Here is an 18,462-nt window from a genome sequence, read left to right on the forward strand (position 1 = left end):
TTTTCTAAATTGTTTTTTGATGAAAAATCTAAAAAAGACTGTCGAGTAAATCCTCGACAGCCTCTAGTTGGAAAATGCTAATTTTCTTCCCAAAAGAAAAATTAACGCTTTAATTCTTCATAATGGCTGATAATTTCTTTGGCAAGTTCGCTTGACTCTTCCAGTTCGCACACTTCTTGAAGGACATAAGGCACTCCATGTTCTTGAATCATTATCTGCAGTTTTACTGCATCTTCATCTTCCTTATAATCAAAAAGTAAGGCTGCCGCAATGGCCTTTGCAAGGTTGGTGTAAGAATGGCCAGCTTTTTGGGCTTGTAATGCTGGGCGCACCAGTCTGTCTTTATGGCCAAGCTTCCTTATTGGTGAACGACCGACCCTTGTTACACCATCATTTAGATGAGCATTTTGGAAACGATTAATGATCTTATCAATATACTTTTGGTGCTCCTCTGGATCCAGATTGTATTGATTGATTAAGTATGTGCCTGTCTCTCCCAACGTTGCCTTCACCTGATTATAGATATCCTCATCGGCAAGTGTCTGGTCGATGGTCTCCTTATTGGCAAGATAACCGAAATATGCAATCACGGCATGCCCAGTGTTGACAGTAAACAGTTTTCTCTCAATAAATGGAGCAAGCTCCGAGACAATTTTCATTCCTTCGATATGGGGAATTCCTTCCGATGTTTCCACTACCCACTCATGGTAAGGCTCAACTAGGACATCAAGTGAACCTTGGTTGTTTTGAATCGGTACAATTCGGTCAACAGCCGAATTCAGAAACGAAACATTTGCCAAAACCTTTTCTTTTGCTGCCTCATCAAGGTGTTCCATGATATAGCCTTTTAGCAAATCGGTCGCCGAAATCTGATTTTCACAGGCAATGACATAGAGCCTTTCTTCATTTGCCTGTACTCTAGCCGCCAGGCCTTTGGCAATTAACGGCGCTATCCTTGGGAGGATGTTTGGCCCAATGGCCGTCGTTAGGAAAGCTGCCTCCTTGATTGCCTCGATCACTTCATTTTCTTGATTCAGATTATTCAGCCCGGAAACATTCTGGATGGTGATCGTTTCCTTTTCATCCGTTGCAAGCATGACATTGTACTGTTTTTCCTCATTTAATTGATTAATAATTTGATCGGCAATGTCTACAAAGACCACATTGTATCCAGACTGGGAAAATAGTGCTCCAATAAATCCTCTGCCAATGTTCCCTGCTCCGAAATGCACTGCTTTTTTCATCGTATCATTCCTTTATAGATTTATTTTTAAATTAGATTTAAGGTACTCTACAAAAATAGATTCCAGCCTCTTATATATCAATTCCTCATTTGCGGAAGAAAAAACCAGAATGGCCTCGTCTGACTCAATGATATTGGTACTAATCAGGCTTAATATCTCTTGCTCTCTAAGGGTTAATTCCGCCGGGGCCAGCATGAGCAGCAGGTTCTTCATCACGACTTCGTTTCCGTCCATCCCCTTGACTAGGCATGGGTCCGGCAGATGCGTAATCTGAAAGATTAGTTCACGGACATGTTCATCCCTGGCATGGAAAAGGGCAATATTCGTTTCGGGAATTCCCAGTCCACCCTTCTTTTCCCGCTCTCTTAGGGAATTGAGTACTGCCCCAGGGTTTGTCAGCAGATTTTCTGCCTCTGCTCTTAAAAGCATTTTTTGTAAAATCTTCTCCTGGCTTGCCGACTGATCTATCCGGTAGAACCGGAAATTATGAATGATATTCTCAATGCTCTGCTGAACTACTTTAAGGTCCTGCAGCAAATCAGTCAGCCCGACGTTTTGTTCAGTGGTCGGCGGTGATGAAGCCCCTTGTGCAATTTTCTGATATCTCTTGCCTTTTGTAAGTGTTTCAAGATTGTTTCTTAAAAAGGTTTTAATTGTCGTGATATTTTCTTCACTCAAAAGCGGATTCACCAGGATATACTCGGCATTCATAAATGGAAGCCTTACAGTAGATAGAATCAGGTCATAGGCTTTCAAGTCCACACGCCCGGTTATATCCTTAATTGACTTTATGTCAATGTAATCAATCTCTGTTATTTCTTTCTTAATTCTGCTCGCCAGCATCTTCGATGTTCCAATACCTGTCGGGCAAATCACGAGTGCTCTTATGGACAAATTCTCTTCCAGGAGCACTAACGCAGAACCGAAATGAAGAACCATAAAAGCTATTTCATCATCGGGGAAATGATCGATATCTTTAAATACCTCTTCCACACTATTCTTAACCGCCATAAACAGGACGGGATACTTGCGTTTGATTTCCTCTTTCAAGGGATTGAAGGATTCCATTTTTTGCTTGATTCGGAACAGAGAAGGCTCCATATGGGCAAGCAGCCCCTGAAATAAGGAGAAATCGTTCGTCAAATCCACATGAATCTGGAGTGAAACGGACTGGATGATGTTTTTAATCTTTTGGGCGAGCACGATACTGTCATAAGGAACAGCCTGCACTTCACGCAGCTTTGTCCCTTTAAGGATTAGCGCCAAATATAAAATATCGCTTTCTGATAAGGCAGGATGGAATTTAAGTTCCAACTGCCTGCTGATTTTGAGCATCACATCAAATTCAGAAGCGATTTCCCTTTCCGGGAGAGTTTCGTCCTTTTCCATGTAAAATTGGAGTTCTGCCCTCTGTAGTGTAATAGTAGTATGTAAAATAATTTCCAGGTGCCCGCTATCTGCAGGACGGGCAGGTGAACTATGAAAGGCAGCATTGACAAGTGAATTTACTTCCCGAAGATATTCCGGAATAAAATAGTGCAGAATCCTTTCTTCAGTAAGGGTCTCTTTTTCAAGCAGGAATAGCTTTTCGATTAACTCTTCATAAAAATATTGCAGGAAAAAGTGTGCCAGCGCTCTTCGCTTGTTTGCCTCACTGCCATACAGCTCGACTCCGACCCCTCTTTTTCTAATAAGCTGGAGCTGAAAATGACTTAGCCATTGTGCAAGCTCATCCAGGTAAACAGCCAACGTCGCGGTACTGATGCCAAGATAGTTTGCCAGCACCTGAGTTTTATAGTGCTCTTCCTCAAGGATGGCCAGCAATAGACGCAACTTTCTTTCCTGTGGCGACTGGTCAATTAGCTCGGTGGAAGTCAAATGCTGGATCAGCCTGAATATTTGCTCATTCTTCCCCTCAATGACAAGCCCTTGATTGCTGTTGCGCGTCAGTTCAAGATCAAATTGCTGGATGATCTTTTCCACTGACTTTAAATCACGCTGAACCGTCCTAGCACTCACATTTAAGGAAGACGCAATCGACAAAGCGGTATGTTTTCCTGAGGTTTTAATAATCAGTTCGATAATGGCTTTTTCCCTCGAGGTAATATACATGGAATCCTCTCATTCCTAAGTGAAATGACTAGAAAATAATGAATAGAAAAGCGCAGAACCTGCGCTTTTCTATTCATTAAGTGACCTTAAGTTATTTTTTGCCGATGATATCGATAATTTCTTGAGCAGTTTTAGCCCCAGCCATTTTTTCGATATTTTCCATATCCGAGCATGTTACAGCGATTCCGGACAGGATTTCAAGGTGCGTACCATCTTTTCCGGCAATACCGAATATCAGACGAGATTTCTGACCGTCAAAATCAACGCCATTCGGTACCTGAAGGACGGTAAATCCTGATTTAATGACATCCTTCTTGGCTTCTTCCGTTCCATGCGGGATGGCCACGTCATTCCCCATATATGTGGAAGTCATATTATCCCGTTCAATCATGGCTTCAATATAGTTTTCTTTTACATAGCCAGCATTGACCAGGGCTCTTCCGGCGAAGCGGATAGCTTCTTCCTTATTGGCAAACTCCTGGTTCAAAAAGACATTTTCCGGACGGAGCAGATCATCTTTATGTGCTGTTTCCTGATCCTGGTCCTGGTTTTCAGTTCCATTATCTTCTGCATTATCCACAATTTCATGGAGTTGTGAATTTGCCGGGAATTTCAGCTCGCTGATCAGCTTATCGTACTCTGGGCTGGACAGGAAGTTATCGACAGAAATGTGATACGCATTTGGAACTTTATTACGCGCTCTTGGAGTTAGTTCCTCCTGAGTGATGACAATTTGTGCGTCGGTCGGCAGGTTACTAATCGCTGTATTTGTTACAGAAATATCCATGCCCGCTTCTTTTACCTTTTTACGAAGAAGGGATGCACCCATGGCACTTGACCCCATTCCTGCGTCACAGGAAAAGATGATTTTCGTTACGTTGTCAGGCATTGCTCCTTGATCAGCAGTGATGGTACCTGCTACAGAGCTTTTCTTACCTTTCATTTCCTGCATTTTACGAGTTGCCGCTTCAATATCTTCTTCATCCTGCTTTCCTGTTTTTAAAATGAAGGATGAGGCAATAAATGACACAGCTCCAGCAACCAGAACGGCTGCATAGTTAGCAATGTAAGCACCTGCATGATGAGGTGTTACCGCAGTAATTGCAATGATACTTCCCGGTGAGGACGGAGCGAATAGTCCGCCGCCTAAAAGAACCAGTGTAAACACGCCGCTCATCCCTCCAAGAATAACAGCAAGGAAAAGCATTGGGCGCATTAGAATGTATGGGAAATAAATTTCGTGAATACCTCCAAAGAAGTGAATGATCCCTGCACCAGGTGCAGACTTCTTTGCAGTTCCTTTACCAAAAAACATATACGCAAGCAGAACACCGATACCAGGTCCAGGGTTCGCTTCAAGAAGGAACAAAATGGACTTACCTGTATCTTTTACCTGTTCGATTCCAATTGGTGAAAGAACGCCGTGGTTAATGGCATTATTAAGGAACAACACTTTTGCCGGTTCAATTAGGATGCTTGTCAATGGCAGCAAGCCTGCTCCAACTAGCCAGTCAACACCTGCTACAAGCCAGTTTGTAAAAACGCTAACAGCAGGGCCTACCCCTAAGAAAGCAAGAATCGCAATCATTGCACCAAGAATCCCTGCAGAGAAGTTGTTTACAAGCATTTCAAATCCTGCACGAACTTTTCCTTCAATCAGCTGGTCGAATTTCTTGATTACCCAACCACCAAGTGGACCAATCACCATGGCACCAAGGAACATCGGGATTTCAGCACCCGCAATGACCCCCATCGTCGCTATTGCACCGACAACGGCACCGCGCTGCTCGTGTACCAGCTTACCACCTGTATACCCGATTAGGATAGGCAGCAAGTAGGTCACCATTGGGCCGACCATTTTGGCAAGGCTTTCATTTGGAATAAAACCAGTAGGTATAAATAAAGCCGTAATTAAACCCCATGCAATAAAAGCAGAAATATTCGGCATGACCATAGAGCTAAGGAAGTTTCCAAACTTCTGGACAGCTACTTTTATATTAGATTGAGCCATATACTCTCTCTCCTTCAATAATTAGTTCCCTTACATCGTATCTTACACAGAGAACGGTATCAATTAAGTTAAAAACTAACTTTGTCGCCTATCTAAAGACAAAAGTAGTGTTTCTCAATGTTTGGGTCCATATACCTTAGGAGTTAATTGTTAGAAAATGAACGCATGAAAAAAGACCAAAGCAGAACCGGGAAAAAATCCGATTTTGCTTCGGTCTATCATTTAATACTTTTACCGCTTACTCAACTGTCACAGATTTAGCGAGGTTACGTGGTTTGTCAACATCGCAATCACGGTGTAGAGCTGCGTAGTAGGCGATTAATTGCATTGGTATTACAGAGATAAGTGGTGTTAATAATTCGTGTACTTCAGGAATAACGAAGCTGTCTTCGTCCATGTTTAGTCCCTTCATCGAAATGATGCAGGTGTTTGCACCGCGTGCTGCCACTTCTTTGACATTACCGCGGATACTTAAATTTACACTTTCTTGAGTGGCAAGTGCAATCACTGGTGTTCCTTCTTCTATCAATGCAATCGTGCCATGTTTTAATTCTCCGCCAGCGAAACCTTCGGCTTGAATATAGGAGATTTCTTTCAGTTTTAAGGCACCTTCTAAGCAGACATAATAGTCAACGCCACGACCGATAAAGAAGGCATTACGTGTTACAGATAGAAATTCTCTTGATATATGCTCGAAAAGTTCTTTTGAGTCACATAGAGCTTCCATTGCACTTGCAATAATACCAAGCTCATGTATAAGATCGAAATTAACATTGATATTTTGGCTTTTCGCCGTTACTTCTGCTAATATCGCCAATACAGCAAGCTGTGCCGTGTAAGCCTTTGAAGAAGCAACGGCAATTTCAGGGCCAGCATGCAGCAGCAGTGTAAAATCCGCTTCACGTGATAAAGTTGAACCAGGAACATTGGTAATCGTTAACGTTGGATAACCCATCTCTTTTACTTTCACAAGTACAGCACGGCTGTCCGCTGTTTCGCCGCTTTGTGAAATAAAGATAAACAACGGCTTCTTCGTTAGAAGAGGCATATTATAGACAAATTCACTGGCAATATGCACTTCTACCGGAACATTCGCGATGTTTTCGATAAACTGCTTACCAACAAGACCTGCATGATAGGAAGTACCAGCTGCGACAATATAAATACGGTCAGACTCATTCACAGCAGAAATAATATCATTGTGAATTGTTAATTGACCTTGTTCATTTTGGTATGCTTGTATAATCTTACGCATAACGGCAGGCTGCTCATCGATTTCTTTTAACATGTAATGAGGGTATGTGCCCTTCTCAATATCGCTTGCATCCAATTCTGCAATGTAAGAAGTACGCGTAACCGTTTCCCCTGCAAGGTTTTGAATGGTTACATCGTTCTTTGTCACGATTACGATTTCTTTATCCATTAGCTCCACGTATTCATTCGTTACTTGAAGCATTGCCATCGCGTCACTAGCCACAACATTAAAGTCTGAACCTAATCCTACAAGTAATGGGCTTTTGTTTTTTGCAACAAAAATCGTATCACTGTTTTGTTCATCCAATAAAGCTAGTGCATAGGAGCCGTGTAACAGACCTAGTGTCTTGCGGAAAGCTTCTAGTACGTCTAAGCCTTCGTATACAAACTTTTCAATCATTTGTACAATGACTTCCGTGTCAGTTTCACTTACAAACGTAACATCCGCTAGATATTCGCGCTTTAATAGGTCATAGTTTTCGATTACACCGTTATGAACTAATGTAAAACGTCCAGAAGCACTTTGATGTGGATGGGAGTTTGTTCTGCTTGGGACACCATGAGTAGCCCAGCGTGTGTGACCAATACCGGTGTTCGCCAATACATCCACATCTACAATCTCACGCAAATCAGCAATACGTCCCTTTTCCTTAAAAACATGAACCCCGTTTTCGTTCATTACAGCAATACCTGCTGAGTCATATCCTCTATATTCGAGCTTTTCTAAGCCTTTTAGTAAAATTTCTTTCGTATCATTTAATCCAATATATCCAACAATTCCACACATTTTTCTTTTCCTCCCTGATACAGGGGGCAAGAATGCTTTCGGAGGCTCACCTTGCCCCCTTATCTCTGTCTTTTTTAAAGGTATCTGTATATACCCTTTTCTTTTTGTTGCTATGTTTAGTATGCGCATTTCCTTCTCTTTGTGCACCAAGTTGCCTCGATGTTTTAAAGAAGAAACAATCGGTTGTGCGTTCAACCGGGAGGTATCCGCCGAACATTCGATAAACCTCCTCCTCGTCAACTAACCCTCCTTGGTTAGTTCAGGCGCTTTTTATAGTTACTCTTTTAACCGTATCCTCCTTTTTTAGAAAATATTTGCTTTTAAGAAGCAAAGCAAATTAATCGTAACTGATGAACCAATATTCGTCAACTAAATAATAAAAGGTAAAGATGTTTACCTTTACCAATTATATAATAAAATATGCATAAGGGACCTGTTAAGTTCCCTTATGCATTTACCTTAATGTCTATTCTTTTAATTCCATTTCTGCTTTTACTACAGAAACAATACGACCTACATAGGATTCACACAATTCTTCTGTTGGTGCCTCTGCCATTACTCGAACAAGTGGTTCTGTACCCGATGGACGAACTAGGATACGTCCGTTTCCATTCATTTCTGCTTCAACCTGTTCAATAATTGTTTTTACCTTTTCATTATCTGTCACATGGTGCTTATCTGTCACGCGGACATTAACAAGCTTCTGAGGGAATTTTTTCATATCAGCTGCTAACTCAGATAATGTTTTCTTTGTTGCTTTCATAATATTAACTAATTGCAGCCCCGTTAATAAGCCGTCTCCAGTGGTATTGTAATCCAAGAAAATGATGTGACCGGATTGCTCACCACCGAGGTTAAACCCGTTCTTCTTCATTTCTTCGACCACATAACGGTCTCCAACAGCTGTTGGTACACTTTGAATACCAAGAACTTCTAGACCTTTATAAAACCCTAAATTACTCATCACAGTGGAAACAATTGTACTGTGCTTTAGACGGCCATGTTCCTTCATGTACTTACCACATATAAACATAATTTGGTCACCGTCTACAATATTACCCTTTTCATCAATGGCAATTAAACGGTCTCCGTCACCATCAAAGGATAGACCTACATCGGCACCCTTCTCTTTTACCATTGCCGCTAAGGCTTCTGGATGTGTCGATCCAACTCCAGCATTAATATTAATGCCATTTGGTGAAGCACCCATGACAGAAATATCTGCATCCAAATCGGCAAATAGATGGGTAGCAAGTGAAGATGTTGCTCCATGAGCACAGTCTAAGGCAATATGGATACCAGAGAAATCTTCATCCACAGTATTTTTCAAGTATTGCAGGTACTTTTGACCGCCCTCAAAATAATCCATAACCTGGCCAAGGTCAGCTCCAACTGGTCTTGGTAATTGATCATCTGTCATATCAATTAATTCTTCAATTTCATTTTCCTGCTCATCCGATAGCTTAAATCCATCAGGTCCGAAAAATTTAATACCATTGTCTGCCACCGGATTATGAGAAGCAGAAATCATTACTCCCGCTTCAGCCCCCAGCGCCTTCGTTAAATAGGATACACCCGGGGTAGAAATGACACCTAAGCGCATTACCTCTGCACCAATTGAAAGTAATCCAGCTACCAGTGCCCCTTCAAGCATATGCCCAGAAACACGGGTATCACGACCGATTAGGACTTTTGGTCTGTCCTTGTCCTTTGTTAATACAAACCCGCCGAAACGCCCTAGTTTAAACGCTAATTCAGGTGTTAATTCACTATTCGCCACTCCGCGGACGCCATCGGTACCAAAGTATTTTCCCATTATAAAAATCGCTCCTTATCGTGTATACTGCTGTGTTTTATGCGTTTTCTCTCGTTATTGTAATTATTGCTGACGTTTTATCGGGTTTCCAATTTACACCCGGTGGACCATCAACTTGAATCGGAACATTATGATTACCTTCTGTAAAGCCTGTTAAATCCACAAATATATTGAAATTGTTCGGTCCAAGACCTGTAGGTACAGGACCTGTTCCAAAGACTAATAAATTTACTAGTTGATTGGAAGGGTCATTAATAACTGCTTCATATTGTTCGGATAATCCCCTAATATTTATAGGGATATCTGATACTGTCGTCTCTTGCTCTTTTTTAACCACAACGGTGACCTCTACGGTTTCAGGTGTTACCTTCGTTATTCCATTTGAAATAATCACTGGTAAAGTTATCGTTGTATTTTCATTAATCTTACTAACGTCTACTTCGACACGTACATGATCGGTATCTTTTAGTACATCATCTGCACCTGAAACTACAGCTTCTTTTACATTCAAGTCAATTGATTCAATTGTGACTCCGTCTGGTGGTGTTCCTTTTTCAATGATGTTAATAGGTACAGTTTTATCATTGCTTTTTATCGGAATGGTAACTTCTACTGTTGCAGGTTCAACCACTACATTCAATTTATTTAAATCCTTATCAAGTACCTGTACCTGTGCCTCTTTAGTAACTGTAGTATCAAAAAGATCTCTGCCTTCAAGCGTTGCTTTAACATATGTAATTCGATCGATTACATCTTTTGCACCTGTTATTTTAACCTTCTTTGGCTTAACGGCAGGTTGTCCTGCTGAATAACCATCTTTTATCAAGTCACTATTAAATTCGGCCTCTACCGTAAACTCGGTCGTCACCTTTTCTTGAATGGCTACCATTAAAGAATTTGGTTCGATTGTTGCTTTTAACTTTTCAGATAACCCGCTTACTTCAAATTTCACCTTTTGATTACCAATTTTAGCATTGGTTAAATCCACAAAAATCTCGAAGTTTTTTAATGCCTTGGCTGACTGAACATGCGGCATTGGACCTTCGATCGTTACTTCCACCGTATCAGGTATTCCTGAAACTACAAGGTTTTCAGTATCATAATAAGCCTTTACTGGAATATCAGCTAGGGTCTCGGTGGTATTTTCCCCTGGCACATTGATCTCTGTTGTTTTCCCTCCGGAATTCGGGACAGCAGAATAAAGCAGAACGGCCATTAATAAGGCCAGTATTTTAATAAACCAGGGATTATCCATCAGTTTATCCATTATTTTTTCCCCTCCAGTTCCAACGAGCTGAAGAAGCCGGTTTTACTTTCGTGCTTGCAATAATTAAATCATGAGAAATCAATTCTTTAAATGCATCTAATGTTAAATTTCGATGAAGCTCCCCATTTTTGGTTAAAGAAATATTTCCGGTTTCTTCAGAAACAACTATGGTAATACTGTCTGTGACTTCACTTATTCCTAAAGCGGCACGGTGTCTTGTACCAAGCTCCTTCGAAATAAAAGGGCTTTCGGATAAGGGAAGATAACAAGCAGCCGCGGCTACATTATTTTTTTGAATAATAACGGCCCCATCATGAAGCGGGGTATTTGGAATAAAAATATTTATGAGTAATTCGGAAGAAATTTTCGCATCCAGTGGAATACCCGTTTCTATGTAATCACTCATCCCTGTTTCTCTTTCAATGGAAATCAAGGCACCTATGCGCCGTTTAGCCATATAGTCTGTGGCCTTAACGATCGCTTCCACCATTTTCTCTTGCTCCTCATCATCCGGACCATTGCTTCGTGAAAAAAACCGCCCTCTGCCTAATTGCTCAAGGGCTCTCCGCAGTTCAGGCTGAAAGATAATGATAATGGCTAGGAATCCCCAATCAATGGCCTGCTGCGTTAACCAGCTAAGCGTATTTAGACCAAAAAACTCACTAACAACTCTTATAAGGAGAATAACAACAATTCCTTTTAATAATTGTACAGCTTTTGTTCCTTTTATTAGGTTTAACAGTTTATAAATGACCCACGAAACAAGGAGAATATCAACAATACTAGCTAAATACTTCCATATAGTAAAATCCTCAAAAAACGGCATTGTTTTTCCTCCGTAAATTTGTCTAACTTATAACCAATTTATTATACCATAAATTAAACATATACTTATTATTAAACATTCTTATACATATCATTAAAAAAGAAATCACTCACTATGAGTGACTTCTTACTATTATTTCTCACCTTCATTAAAGATATCAACTACCTCAAAAGCAATCCTTTTCATGTGATACCAGATCCAATCGAAGACTTCATTAACCTCTTCAATTTGTCCGGTTACATGGCCAGCAGAAGCTAAATACTGTTCTCCATTAATTACGGTGACATCGCCTTGCACTTCACCTTCAATTCTTAGCTCGCCGTTTCGGACAATGACATCACCTTTGACTACTTCCCCTTCCGGGACGATCACAGTACCGTTCTGAACAACCAAATTCTCTTGTTTCGAAACGGAAAATTCACGTTCTTGATTCCAAGTGGAAAATACACTTCCAGTCATAAGGACTAAAAATAATGATGCTGCAGCAATTAACGGATGATTTCGTAACCATCTTTGCATGCTAACCTTTTTCTTTTCTTTTGGCAGGCTGGCCATTACCTTCGCTGTAAAATTGGGCGGTGTCTGCATTCTAGAAGTTCCTTTTACAACAGCAATAGTCTTCTTATATTCATTGAACAGTGTTTCACAGTCCTTACAGCTTTTGAGGTGGTCTCTTAAAATCATCTCATTTTTGGGGTCAATTTCTTCATCTAAGTATTCATGCATTAACTCAACGATTTCTTCATCACACTTCAACGTGTTTCACCTCTTATCACACATAACGTAATTGTTGACGTAACGCCTCACGTCCACGATGGATCCGCGTCTTGACTGTACCTAATGGCAAATCAAGAATTTCACTTATTTCATTTAAAGACAACTCTTCAATATACTTTAAAACAATAACAGACCTGTATTTTTCAGGAAGCTTTAAAATTTCCTTTTGAACGGATTCTTGAAGCTCAAGACTTTCCAACTCATTTTCAGGTAAAGGGGAATCGGAGGCAAGCTGTGAATACATGGTGAGGCCGTCAGTTCCCGATACTTCAGCATCTAGATGGTAATCTGGCTTTTTCTTTCTTATCCTGTCTATACACAAATTTGTTGCAATCCGAAATAACCAAGTCGAAAACTTTAAATCCTGATTAAATGATTTGATATTAACATATGCACGGATAAAGGCCTCCTGTGCAATATCTTCTGCTTCATGGCGATTTCCCAGCATTCGATAGCCTAGCTGATAAATGCTATTACTATAAATCTCAACAATATCAGCAAAAGCATCTTGATCGCCTTTTATTACCTGTTTAATTCTTTTTTTTATAAGGGCTTCCATCTATTTTTCTCAGCTCCAATACAGCTATACAATCTTACGAATCAATAGCAAAAAGGTTTCAATATAAATAATTTCTTTCTTGCATACTTTTTATATTAACAAATATTAACTATTTTGGATAAAAGGAAGCTTGAAAGTTTTTCAACTCTTGGAAGGAATAGTGGAAGGGAATAATAAAGGCAGCTTTTTAAGGAAAGCTGCCTGCATAAAGATTATAGCAATTTTTCGCCGAACAAGGAGCCCATCAATTCAACAGCCGCCCTTGCCGTTTTATTCTTTTCGTCTAATATTGGATTGACTTCTACAAATTCTGCTGATGTAATAATACGCGCTTCTTCAAGCATTTCCATTGCCAAATGACTCTCACGATAACTAATACCGCCCATAACCGGAGTTCCTACACCCGGAGCATCATTTGGGTCTAATCCATCTAAATCTAGTGATAAGTGAACACCATCTGTTCTTTCTTTTAGATAGGCAATGGTTTCTTCCATCACTTTTGCCATCCCTAATCTGTCAATCTCATGCATGGTGTATACTTTTATCCCTTTTTCTTTAATTAAGATTTTTTCACCCTCATCAAGAGCTCTTGCGCCAATGATAACTACGTGCTCTGGTTTTATCTTAGGAGAATACCCTCCGATATCCGTTAAAGAATGATGACCAATTCCTAAACTTGCTGCTAACGGCATACCATGTATATTTCCGGAAGGCGAAGTTTCGGCCGTGTTCAAATCACCATGTGCATCATACCAAATTACCCCTAAGTTCGTGTAATGCTTGGAGACACCCGCTAAAGTGCCAATGGCAATGCTATGGTCCCCACCCAAAACAAGCGGAAATGAACCAGATTGAATCACTTCATCTACCTTTTCTGCTAGCAAGGTACTTTTTTCAGCTACAAGATCTAAATTTCTTAAGTTAGATTCTTTATCGATAACCACTTCAGGTCTTCCAATCGGAATGTCACCCATGTCATGAATTTCGTCAAATAGTGGTTTCAATCTCTCATTTATCCCCGCATATCGGATAGCACTAGGTCCCATATCAACTCCACGTCTCATTTGACCTAAATCCATCGGCATTCCAATTATAGATAATTTCCTCATACTCTCTCTACCTCCTACCCCTTCTTAATTACTATTTTAACCGTTTTCAAAGCAATGACTCAACTCGACAAAATTATGTATATATATACGTAGATTGGTTTTATTTAAAGTGTTAGGTTTAAGAGGAGAAAGTGGTTTGAAACGTACTTTAATTACGGTCATCATGAACACTCCATGGTTACCACTTTTTCGTTTTTTCTTTGTTTACAGTCATCATGATCCCATCATGGTTACCATCTTTCCGTTCTTTCTTTTTATTACGTTCATTTAAACAAAGCAAAAAATAAAAAAGCCTTAAATCGAAGTGATTTAAGGCGATGTTTTTTATGTAGTGTGATGGTTTTTTTGCTTCACAAAAAAACTTGGTGGAGCCTAGCGGGATCGAACCGCTGACCTCCTGCGTGCAAAGCAGGCGCTCTCCCAGCTGAGCTAAGGCCCCATATGGAGCGGAAGACGGGATTCGAACCCGCGACCCCCACCTTGGCAAGGTGGTGTTCTACCACTGAACTACTTCCGCTTTTCATAGATAAAGACCCGTAGAGATATAAATCTCTTGGGGCCAGTTTGTAAAATGATGAGCCATGAAGGACTCGAACCTTCGACCCTCTGATTAAAAGTCAGATGCTCTACCAACTGAGCTAATGGCTCTTGGCTGGGCTAGCTGGATTTGAACCAACGCATGTCGCAGTCAAAGTGCGATGCCTTACCGCTTGGCTATAGCCCAATGTTTAGGACATTAACTAGTGTGTCCAACATTTAATAAAAATATAACTGGTGGAGGGGGACGGATTCGAACCGCCGAACCCGGAGGGAGCGGATTTACAGTCCGCCGCGTTTAGCCACTTCGCTACCCCTCCACTTTCTAAAAAAATGGTGCCGGCTAGAGGACTTGAACCCCCAACCTACTGATTACAAGTCAGTTGCTCTACCAATTGAGCTAAACCGGCACAGATAAAATATATAAGGTTTTATGGTGGAGGATGACGGGATCGAACCGCCGACCCTCTGCTTGTAAGGCAGATGCTCTCCCAGCTGAGCTAATCCTCCATATGAAAATCTTTATCGTATTAATGAAATAAAGTGGTGACCCCTACGGGATTCGAACCCGTGTTACCTCCGTGAAAGGGAGGTGTCTTAACCACTTGACCAAGGGGCCGTATAGATTAATAAGAAGGTAAGCTTCCAAGCGGGCTCGAACCGCTGACCTCTTCCTTACCATGGAAGTGCTCTACCTACTGAGCTATGGAAGCATAGCCAATATTCAATAAAATAAAAATGGCTCCGCAGGTAGGACTCGAACCTACGACCGATCGGTTAACAGCCGATAGCTCTACCACTGAGCTACTGCGGAATAATATAAAGCCTGGCAACGTCCTACTCTCACAGGGACAAAGTCCCAACTACCATCGGCGCTGAGAAGCTTAACTTCCGTGTTCGGTATGGGAACGGGTGTGACCTTCTCGCCATTATTACCAGACTTATTTCTCAAAGACAAAATCTATTATATTGTCTTTTTCGATATTTTTCAAGAGGTTTTTGAAAAAAATTCATTCCCTCAAAACTAGATAATTTCAGAAGAAGTTTGTAAAACGAGTTCGCTTTAAAATTGGTTAAGTCCTCGAACGATTAGTATCAGTCAGCTCCACACGTTACCGCGCTTCCACCTCTGACCTATCAACCTGATCATCTTTCAGGGTTCTTACTAGCTTGACGCTATGGGAAATCTCATCTTGAGGGGGGCTTCATGCTTAGATGCTTTCAGCACTTATCCCGTCCGCACATAGCTACCCAGCGATGCCTTTGGCAAGACAACTGGTACACCAGCGGTGCGTCCATCCCGGTCCTCTCGTACTAAGGACAGCTCCTCTCAAATTTCCTGCGCCCACGACGGATAGGGACCGAACTGTCTCACGACGTTCTGAACCCAGCTCGCGTACCGCTTTAATGGGCGAACAGCCCAACCCTTGGGACCGACTACAGCCCCAGGATGCGATGAGCCGACATCGAGGTGCCAAACCTCCCCGTCGATGTGGACTCTTGGGGGAGATAAGCCTGTTATCCCCGGGGTAGCTTTTATCCGTTGAGCGATGGCCCTTCCATGCGGAACCACCGGATCACTAAGCCCGACTTTCGTCCCTGCTCGACTTGTAGGTCTCGCAGTCAAGCTCCCTTGTGCCTTTACACTCTGCGAATGATTTCCAACCATTCTGAGGGAACCTTTGGGCGCCTCCGTTACTCTTTAGGAGGCGACCGCCCCAGTCAAACTGCCCACCTGACACTGTCTCCCACCCCGATCAGGGGTGAGGGTTAGAATTTCAATACAGCCAGGGTAGTATCCCACCGACGCCTCCACCGAAGCTGGCGCTCCGGTTTCTCAGGCTCCTACCTATCCTGTACAAGCTGTACCAAAATTCAATATCAGGCTACAGTAAAGCTCCACGGGGTCTTTCCGTCCTGTCGCGGGTAACCTGCATCTTCACAGGTACTATAATTTCACCGAGTCTCTCGTTGAGACAGTGCCCAGATCGTTACGCCTTTCGTGCGGGTCGGAACTTACCCGACAAGGAATTTCGCTACCTTAGGACCGTTATAGTTACGGCCGCCGTTTACTGGGGCTTCGATTCAGAGCTTCGCTTGCGCTAACCCCTCCTCTTAACCTTCCAGCACCGGGCAGGCGTCAGCCCCTATACTTCGCCTTGCGGCTTCGCAGAGACCTGTGTTTTTGCTAAACAGTCGCCTGGGCCTATTCACTGCGGCTCTTCGAGGCTATTCACCTCAAAAAGCACCCCTTCTCCCGAAGTTACGGGGTCATTTTGCCGAGTTCCTTAACGAGAGTTCTCTCGCTCACCTTAGGATTCTCTCCTCGCCTACCTGTGTCGGTTTGCGGTACGGGCACCTTTTATCTCGCTAGAGGCTTTTCTTGGCAGTGTGGAATCAGGAACTTCGGTACTATATTTCCCTCGGCATTACAGCTCAGCCTTAACGGTAAGCGGATTTTCCTACTTACCAGCCTAACTGCTTACACGCACATATCCAACAGTGCGCTTACCCTATCCTCCTGCGTCCCCCCATCACTCAAACGATAAAGAGGTGGTACAGGAATATCAACCTGTTGTCCATCGCCTACGCCTTTCGGCCTCGGCTTAGGTCCCGACTAACCCTGAGAGGACGAGCCTTCCTCAGGAAACCTTAGGCATACGGTGGATGGGATTCTCACCCATCTTTCGCTACTCATACCGGCATTCTCACTTCTAAGCGCTCCACCAGTCCTTACGGTCTAGCTTCAACGCCCTTAGAACGCTCTCCTACCACTGACACCATACGGTGTCAATCCACAGCTTCGGTGTTACGTTTAGCCCCGGTACATTTTCGGCGCAGAGTCACTCGACCAGTGAGCTATTACGCACTCTTTAAATGGTGGCTGCTTCTAAGCCAACATCCTGGTTGTCTAAGCAACTCCACATCCTTTTCCACTTAACGTAAACTTTGGGACCTTAGCTGGTGGTCTGGGCTGTTTCCCTTTTGACTACGGATCTTATCACTCGCAGTCTGACTCCCACGGATAAGTCTTTGGCATTCGGAGTTTGTCTGAATTCGGTAACCCGATGAGGGCCCCTAGTCCAAACAGTGCTCTACCTCCAAGACTCTTACAACGTGAGGCTAGCCCTAAAGCTATTTCGGAGAGAACCAGCTATCTCCAAGTTCGATTGGAATTTCTCCGCTACCCACACCTCATCCCCGCACTTTTCAACGTGCGTGGGTTCGGGCCTCCATCCAGTGTTACCTGGACTTCACCCTGGACATGGGTAGATCACCTGGTTTCGGGTCTACGACCACATACTCATACGCCCTATTCAGACTCGCTTTCGCTGCGGCTCCGTCTCTTCAACTTAACCTTGCATGGGATCGTAACTCGCCGGTTCATTCTACAAAAGGCACGCCATCACCCGTAAACGGGCTCTGACTACTTGTAGGCACACGGTTTCAGGATCTCTTTCACTCCCCTTCCGGGGTGCTTTTCACCTTTCCCTCACGGTACTGGTTCACTATCGGTCACTAGGGAGTATTTAGCCTTGGGAGATGGTCCTCCCAGCTTCCGACCGGATTTCACGTGTCCGGCCGTACTCAGGATCCACTCAGGAGGGAACGAAGTTTCAACTACAGGGTTTTTACCTTCTATGACGGACCTTTCCAGATCGCTTCATCTACCCCGTTCCTTTGTAACTCCATGTTGAGTGTCCTACAACCCCAAGAGGCAAGCCTCTTGGTTTGGGCTATGTCCCGTTTCGCTCGCCGCTACTCAGGGAATCGCGTTTGCTTTCTCTTCCTCCGGGTACTTAGATGTTTCAGTTCCCCGGGTCTGCCTTCAATACCCTATGTATTCAGGTAAAGATACTGCTCCATTACGAGCAGTGGGTTCCCCCATTCGGAAATCTCCGGATCAAAGCTTACTTACAGCTCCCCGAAGCATATCGGTGTTAGTCCCGTCCTTCATCGGCTCCTAGTGCCAAGGCATCCACCGTGCGCCCTTTCTAACTTAACCTAAATGGTTATACTCTTATTAAATAAGAGAGAAAAACTAATGTGGCGATTCTCGGTTTTACTTTGACTTCTTCTTACGATTATCTAGTTTTCAAGGAACAACATATAATGAGAGAAGTTGCACTCTCAAAACTAAACAAACAAGTAACGGTCAACGT

11 protein-coding genes, 10 tRNA genes and 2 rRNA genes are annotated in these 18,462 nt (G+C 42.6%); 1 reads left to right on the plus strand and 22 read right to left on the minus strand.

Translation table 11 applies throughout. The features are described from left to right. Window positions 1-101: 101 nt before the first annotated feature. The 10 genes from QFZ28_RS01210 to rocF all read right to left on the minus strand — a co-directional run bounded on the left by QFZ28_RS01210 (window position 102) and on the right by rocF (window position 13,762). Window positions 102-1,244, minus strand: a complete 1,143-nt coding sequence (locus tag QFZ28_RS01210; RefSeq protein WP_307193022.1) for a mannitol-1-phosphate 5-dehydrogenase — start codon at window positions 1,242-1,244, stop codon at window positions 102-104. Between the two features lie 12 nt (window positions 1,245-1,256). Then, window positions 1,257-3,356 (minus strand): BglG family transcription antiterminator, encoded by a 2,100-nt coding sequence (locus QFZ28_RS01215; protein ID WP_307193023.1) that lies wholly within the window; start codon window positions 3,354-3,356, stop codon window positions 1,257-1,259. Window positions 3,357-3,447: 91 nt separating this feature from the next. Continuing rightward, window positions 3,448-5,367, minus strand: a complete 1,920-nt coding sequence (locus tag QFZ28_RS01220) for a PTS mannitol transporter subunit IICBA (protein ID WP_307193024.1) — start codon at window positions 5,365-5,367, stop codon at window positions 3,448-3,450. Between the two features lie 238 nt (window positions 5,368-5,605). Beyond that, a complete protein-coding gene (gene glmS, locus QFZ28_RS01225; RefSeq protein WP_307193025.1) occupies window positions 5,606-7,408 on the minus strand; it encodes a glutamine--fructose-6-phosphate transaminase (isomerizing) in 1,803 nt (600 codons plus the stop codon). Window positions 7,409-7,874: 466 nt separating this feature from the next. Next, on the minus strand, window positions 7,875-9,224 hold the full coding sequence (gene glmM / locus QFZ28_RS01230; RefSeq protein ID WP_307193026.1) for a phosphoglucosamine mutase: 1,350 nt from the start codon (window positions 9,222-9,224) through the stop codon (window positions 7,875-7,877). A gap of 37 nt (window positions 9,225-9,261) precedes the next feature. Beyond that, entirely contained in the window at window positions 9,262-10,491 is a 1,230-nt protein-coding gene (locus tag QFZ28_RS01235) for a CdaR family protein (RefSeq protein ID WP_307193027.1), read from the minus strand. Next, window positions 10,484-11,317, minus strand: a complete 834-nt coding sequence (gene cdaA, locus QFZ28_RS01240; RefSeq protein WP_307193028.1) for a diadenylate cyclase CdaA — start codon at window positions 11,315-11,317, stop codon at window positions 10,484-10,486. Before cdaA ends, QFZ28_RS01235 begins: the two co-directional genes overlap by 8 nt. A gap of 132 nt (window positions 11,318-11,449) precedes the next feature. After that, window positions 11,450-12,073 (minus strand): anti-sigma factor family protein, encoded by a 624-nt coding sequence (locus tag QFZ28_RS01245; protein ID WP_307193029.1) that lies wholly within the window; start codon window positions 12,071-12,073, stop codon window positions 11,450-11,452. Between the two features lie 16 nt (window positions 12,074-12,089). Then, complete coding sequence (gene sigW / locus QFZ28_RS01250; RefSeq protein ID WP_307193030.1) at window positions 12,090-12,653, minus strand: RNA polymerase sigma factor SigW; 564 nt, start codon at window positions 12,651-12,653, stop codon at window positions 12,090-12,092. 212 nt (window positions 12,654-12,865) lie between these two features. Beyond that, window positions 12,866-13,762: an arginase gene (gene rocF / locus QFZ28_RS01255; RefSeq protein WP_307193031.1), complete on the minus strand. Its 897-nt coding sequence runs from the start codon at window positions 13,760-13,762 to the stop codon at window positions 12,866-12,868. 136 nt (window positions 13,763-13,898) lie between these two features. Here rocF and QFZ28_RS01260 point away from each other — a divergent pair, with 136 nt between their 5' ends. Beyond that, entirely contained in the window at window positions 13,899-14,033 is a 135-nt protein-coding gene (locus QFZ28_RS01260; RefSeq protein WP_307193032.1) for a hypothetical protein, read from the plus strand. 92 nt (window positions 14,034-14,125) lie between these two features. On the opposite strand, the gene QFZ28_RS01265 is transcribed toward QFZ28_RS01260, so the two are convergent. The 12 genes from QFZ28_RS01265 to QFZ28_RS01320 all read right to left on the minus strand — a co-directional run bounded on the left by QFZ28_RS01265 (window position 14,126) and on the right by QFZ28_RS01320 (window position 18,305). Continuing rightward, window positions 14,126-14,201: transfer RNA gene (locus tag QFZ28_RS01265), tRNA-Ala, on the minus strand. 3 nt (window positions 14,202-14,204) lie between these two features. Beyond that, a tRNA-Gly gene (locus QFZ28_RS01270) sits at window positions 14,205-14,279 on the minus strand. A gap of 58 nt (window positions 14,280-14,337) precedes the next feature. Next, window positions 14,338-14,410 (minus strand) — tRNA-Lys (locus QFZ28_RS01275). Between the two features lies 1 nt (window position 14,411). Continuing rightward, window positions 14,412-14,486, minus strand: a tRNA-Gln gene (locus tag QFZ28_RS01280). A gap of 48 nt (window positions 14,487-14,534) precedes the next feature. Beyond that, window positions 14,535-14,619: transfer RNA gene (locus tag QFZ28_RS01285), tRNA-Tyr, on the minus strand. 14 nt (window positions 14,620-14,633) lie between these two features. Beyond that, window positions 14,634-14,709 (minus strand) — tRNA-Thr (locus QFZ28_RS01290). A gap of 24 nt (window positions 14,710-14,733) precedes the next feature. Continuing rightward, window positions 14,734-14,809, minus strand: a tRNA-Val gene (locus QFZ28_RS01295). Window positions 14,810-14,843: 34 nt separating this feature from the next. Beyond that, window positions 14,844-14,918: transfer RNA gene (locus tag QFZ28_RS01300), tRNA-Glu, on the minus strand. Between the two features lie 21 nt (window positions 14,919-14,939). Then, window positions 14,940-15,012: transfer RNA gene (locus QFZ28_RS01305), tRNA-Thr, on the minus strand. Between the two features lie 26 nt (window positions 15,013-15,038). Next, a tRNA-Asn gene (locus QFZ28_RS01310) sits at window positions 15,039-15,113 on the minus strand. Between the two features lie 10 nt (window positions 15,114-15,123). Further along, a 5S ribosomal RNA gene (rrf, locus tag QFZ28_RS01315) occupies window positions 15,124-15,239 on the minus strand. A 129-nt stretch (window positions 15,240-15,368) separates the two neighbouring features. Then, window positions 15,369-18,305: ribosomal RNA gene (locus tag QFZ28_RS01320) — 23S ribosomal RNA — on the minus strand. Between the last annotated feature and the right edge of the window lie 157 nt (window positions 18,306-18,462).

Origin of the sequence: Neobacillus niacini (assembly GCF_030817695.1) — a bacterium.
Classification (GTDB): domain Bacteria; phylum Bacillota; class Bacilli; order Bacillales; family Cytobacillaceae; genus Neobacillus; species Neobacillus niacini_F.

Bases quoted from the DNA above. Each gene is read 5' to 3' on its own strand.
- QFZ28_RS01210 (WP_307193022.1), bottom strand. From the start codon at position 1,244: ATGAAAAAAGCAGTGCATTTCGGAGCAGGGAACATTGGCAGAGGATTT.
- QFZ28_RS01215 (WP_307193023.1), bottom strand. From the start codon at position 3,356: ATGTATATTACCTCGAGGGAAAAAGCCATTATCGAACTGATTATTAAA.
- QFZ28_RS01220 (WP_307193024.1), bottom strand. From the start codon at position 5,367: ATGGCTCAATCTAATATAAAAGTAGCTGTCCAGAAGTTTGGAAACTTC.
- glmS (WP_307193025.1), bottom strand. From the start codon at position 7,408: ATGTGTGGAATTGTTGGATATATTGGATTAAATGATACGAAAGAAATT.
- glmM (WP_307193026.1), bottom strand. From the start codon at position 9,224: ATGGGAAAATACTTTGGTACCGATGGCGTCCGCGGAGTGGCGAATAGT.
- QFZ28_RS01235 (WP_307193027.1), bottom strand. From the start codon at position 10,491: ATGGATAAACTGATGGATAATCCCTGGTTTATTAAAATACTGGCCTTA.
- cdaA (WP_307193028.1), bottom strand. From the start codon at position 11,317: ATGCCGTTTTTTGAGGATTTTACTATATGGAAGTATTTAGCTAGTATT.
- sigW (WP_307193030.1), bottom strand. From the start codon at position 12,653: ATGGAAGCCCTTATAAAAAAAAGAATTAAACAGGTAATAAAAGGCGAT.
- rocF (WP_307193031.1), bottom strand. From the start codon at position 13,762: ATGAGGAAATTATCTATAATTGGAATGCCGATGGATTTAGGTCAAATG.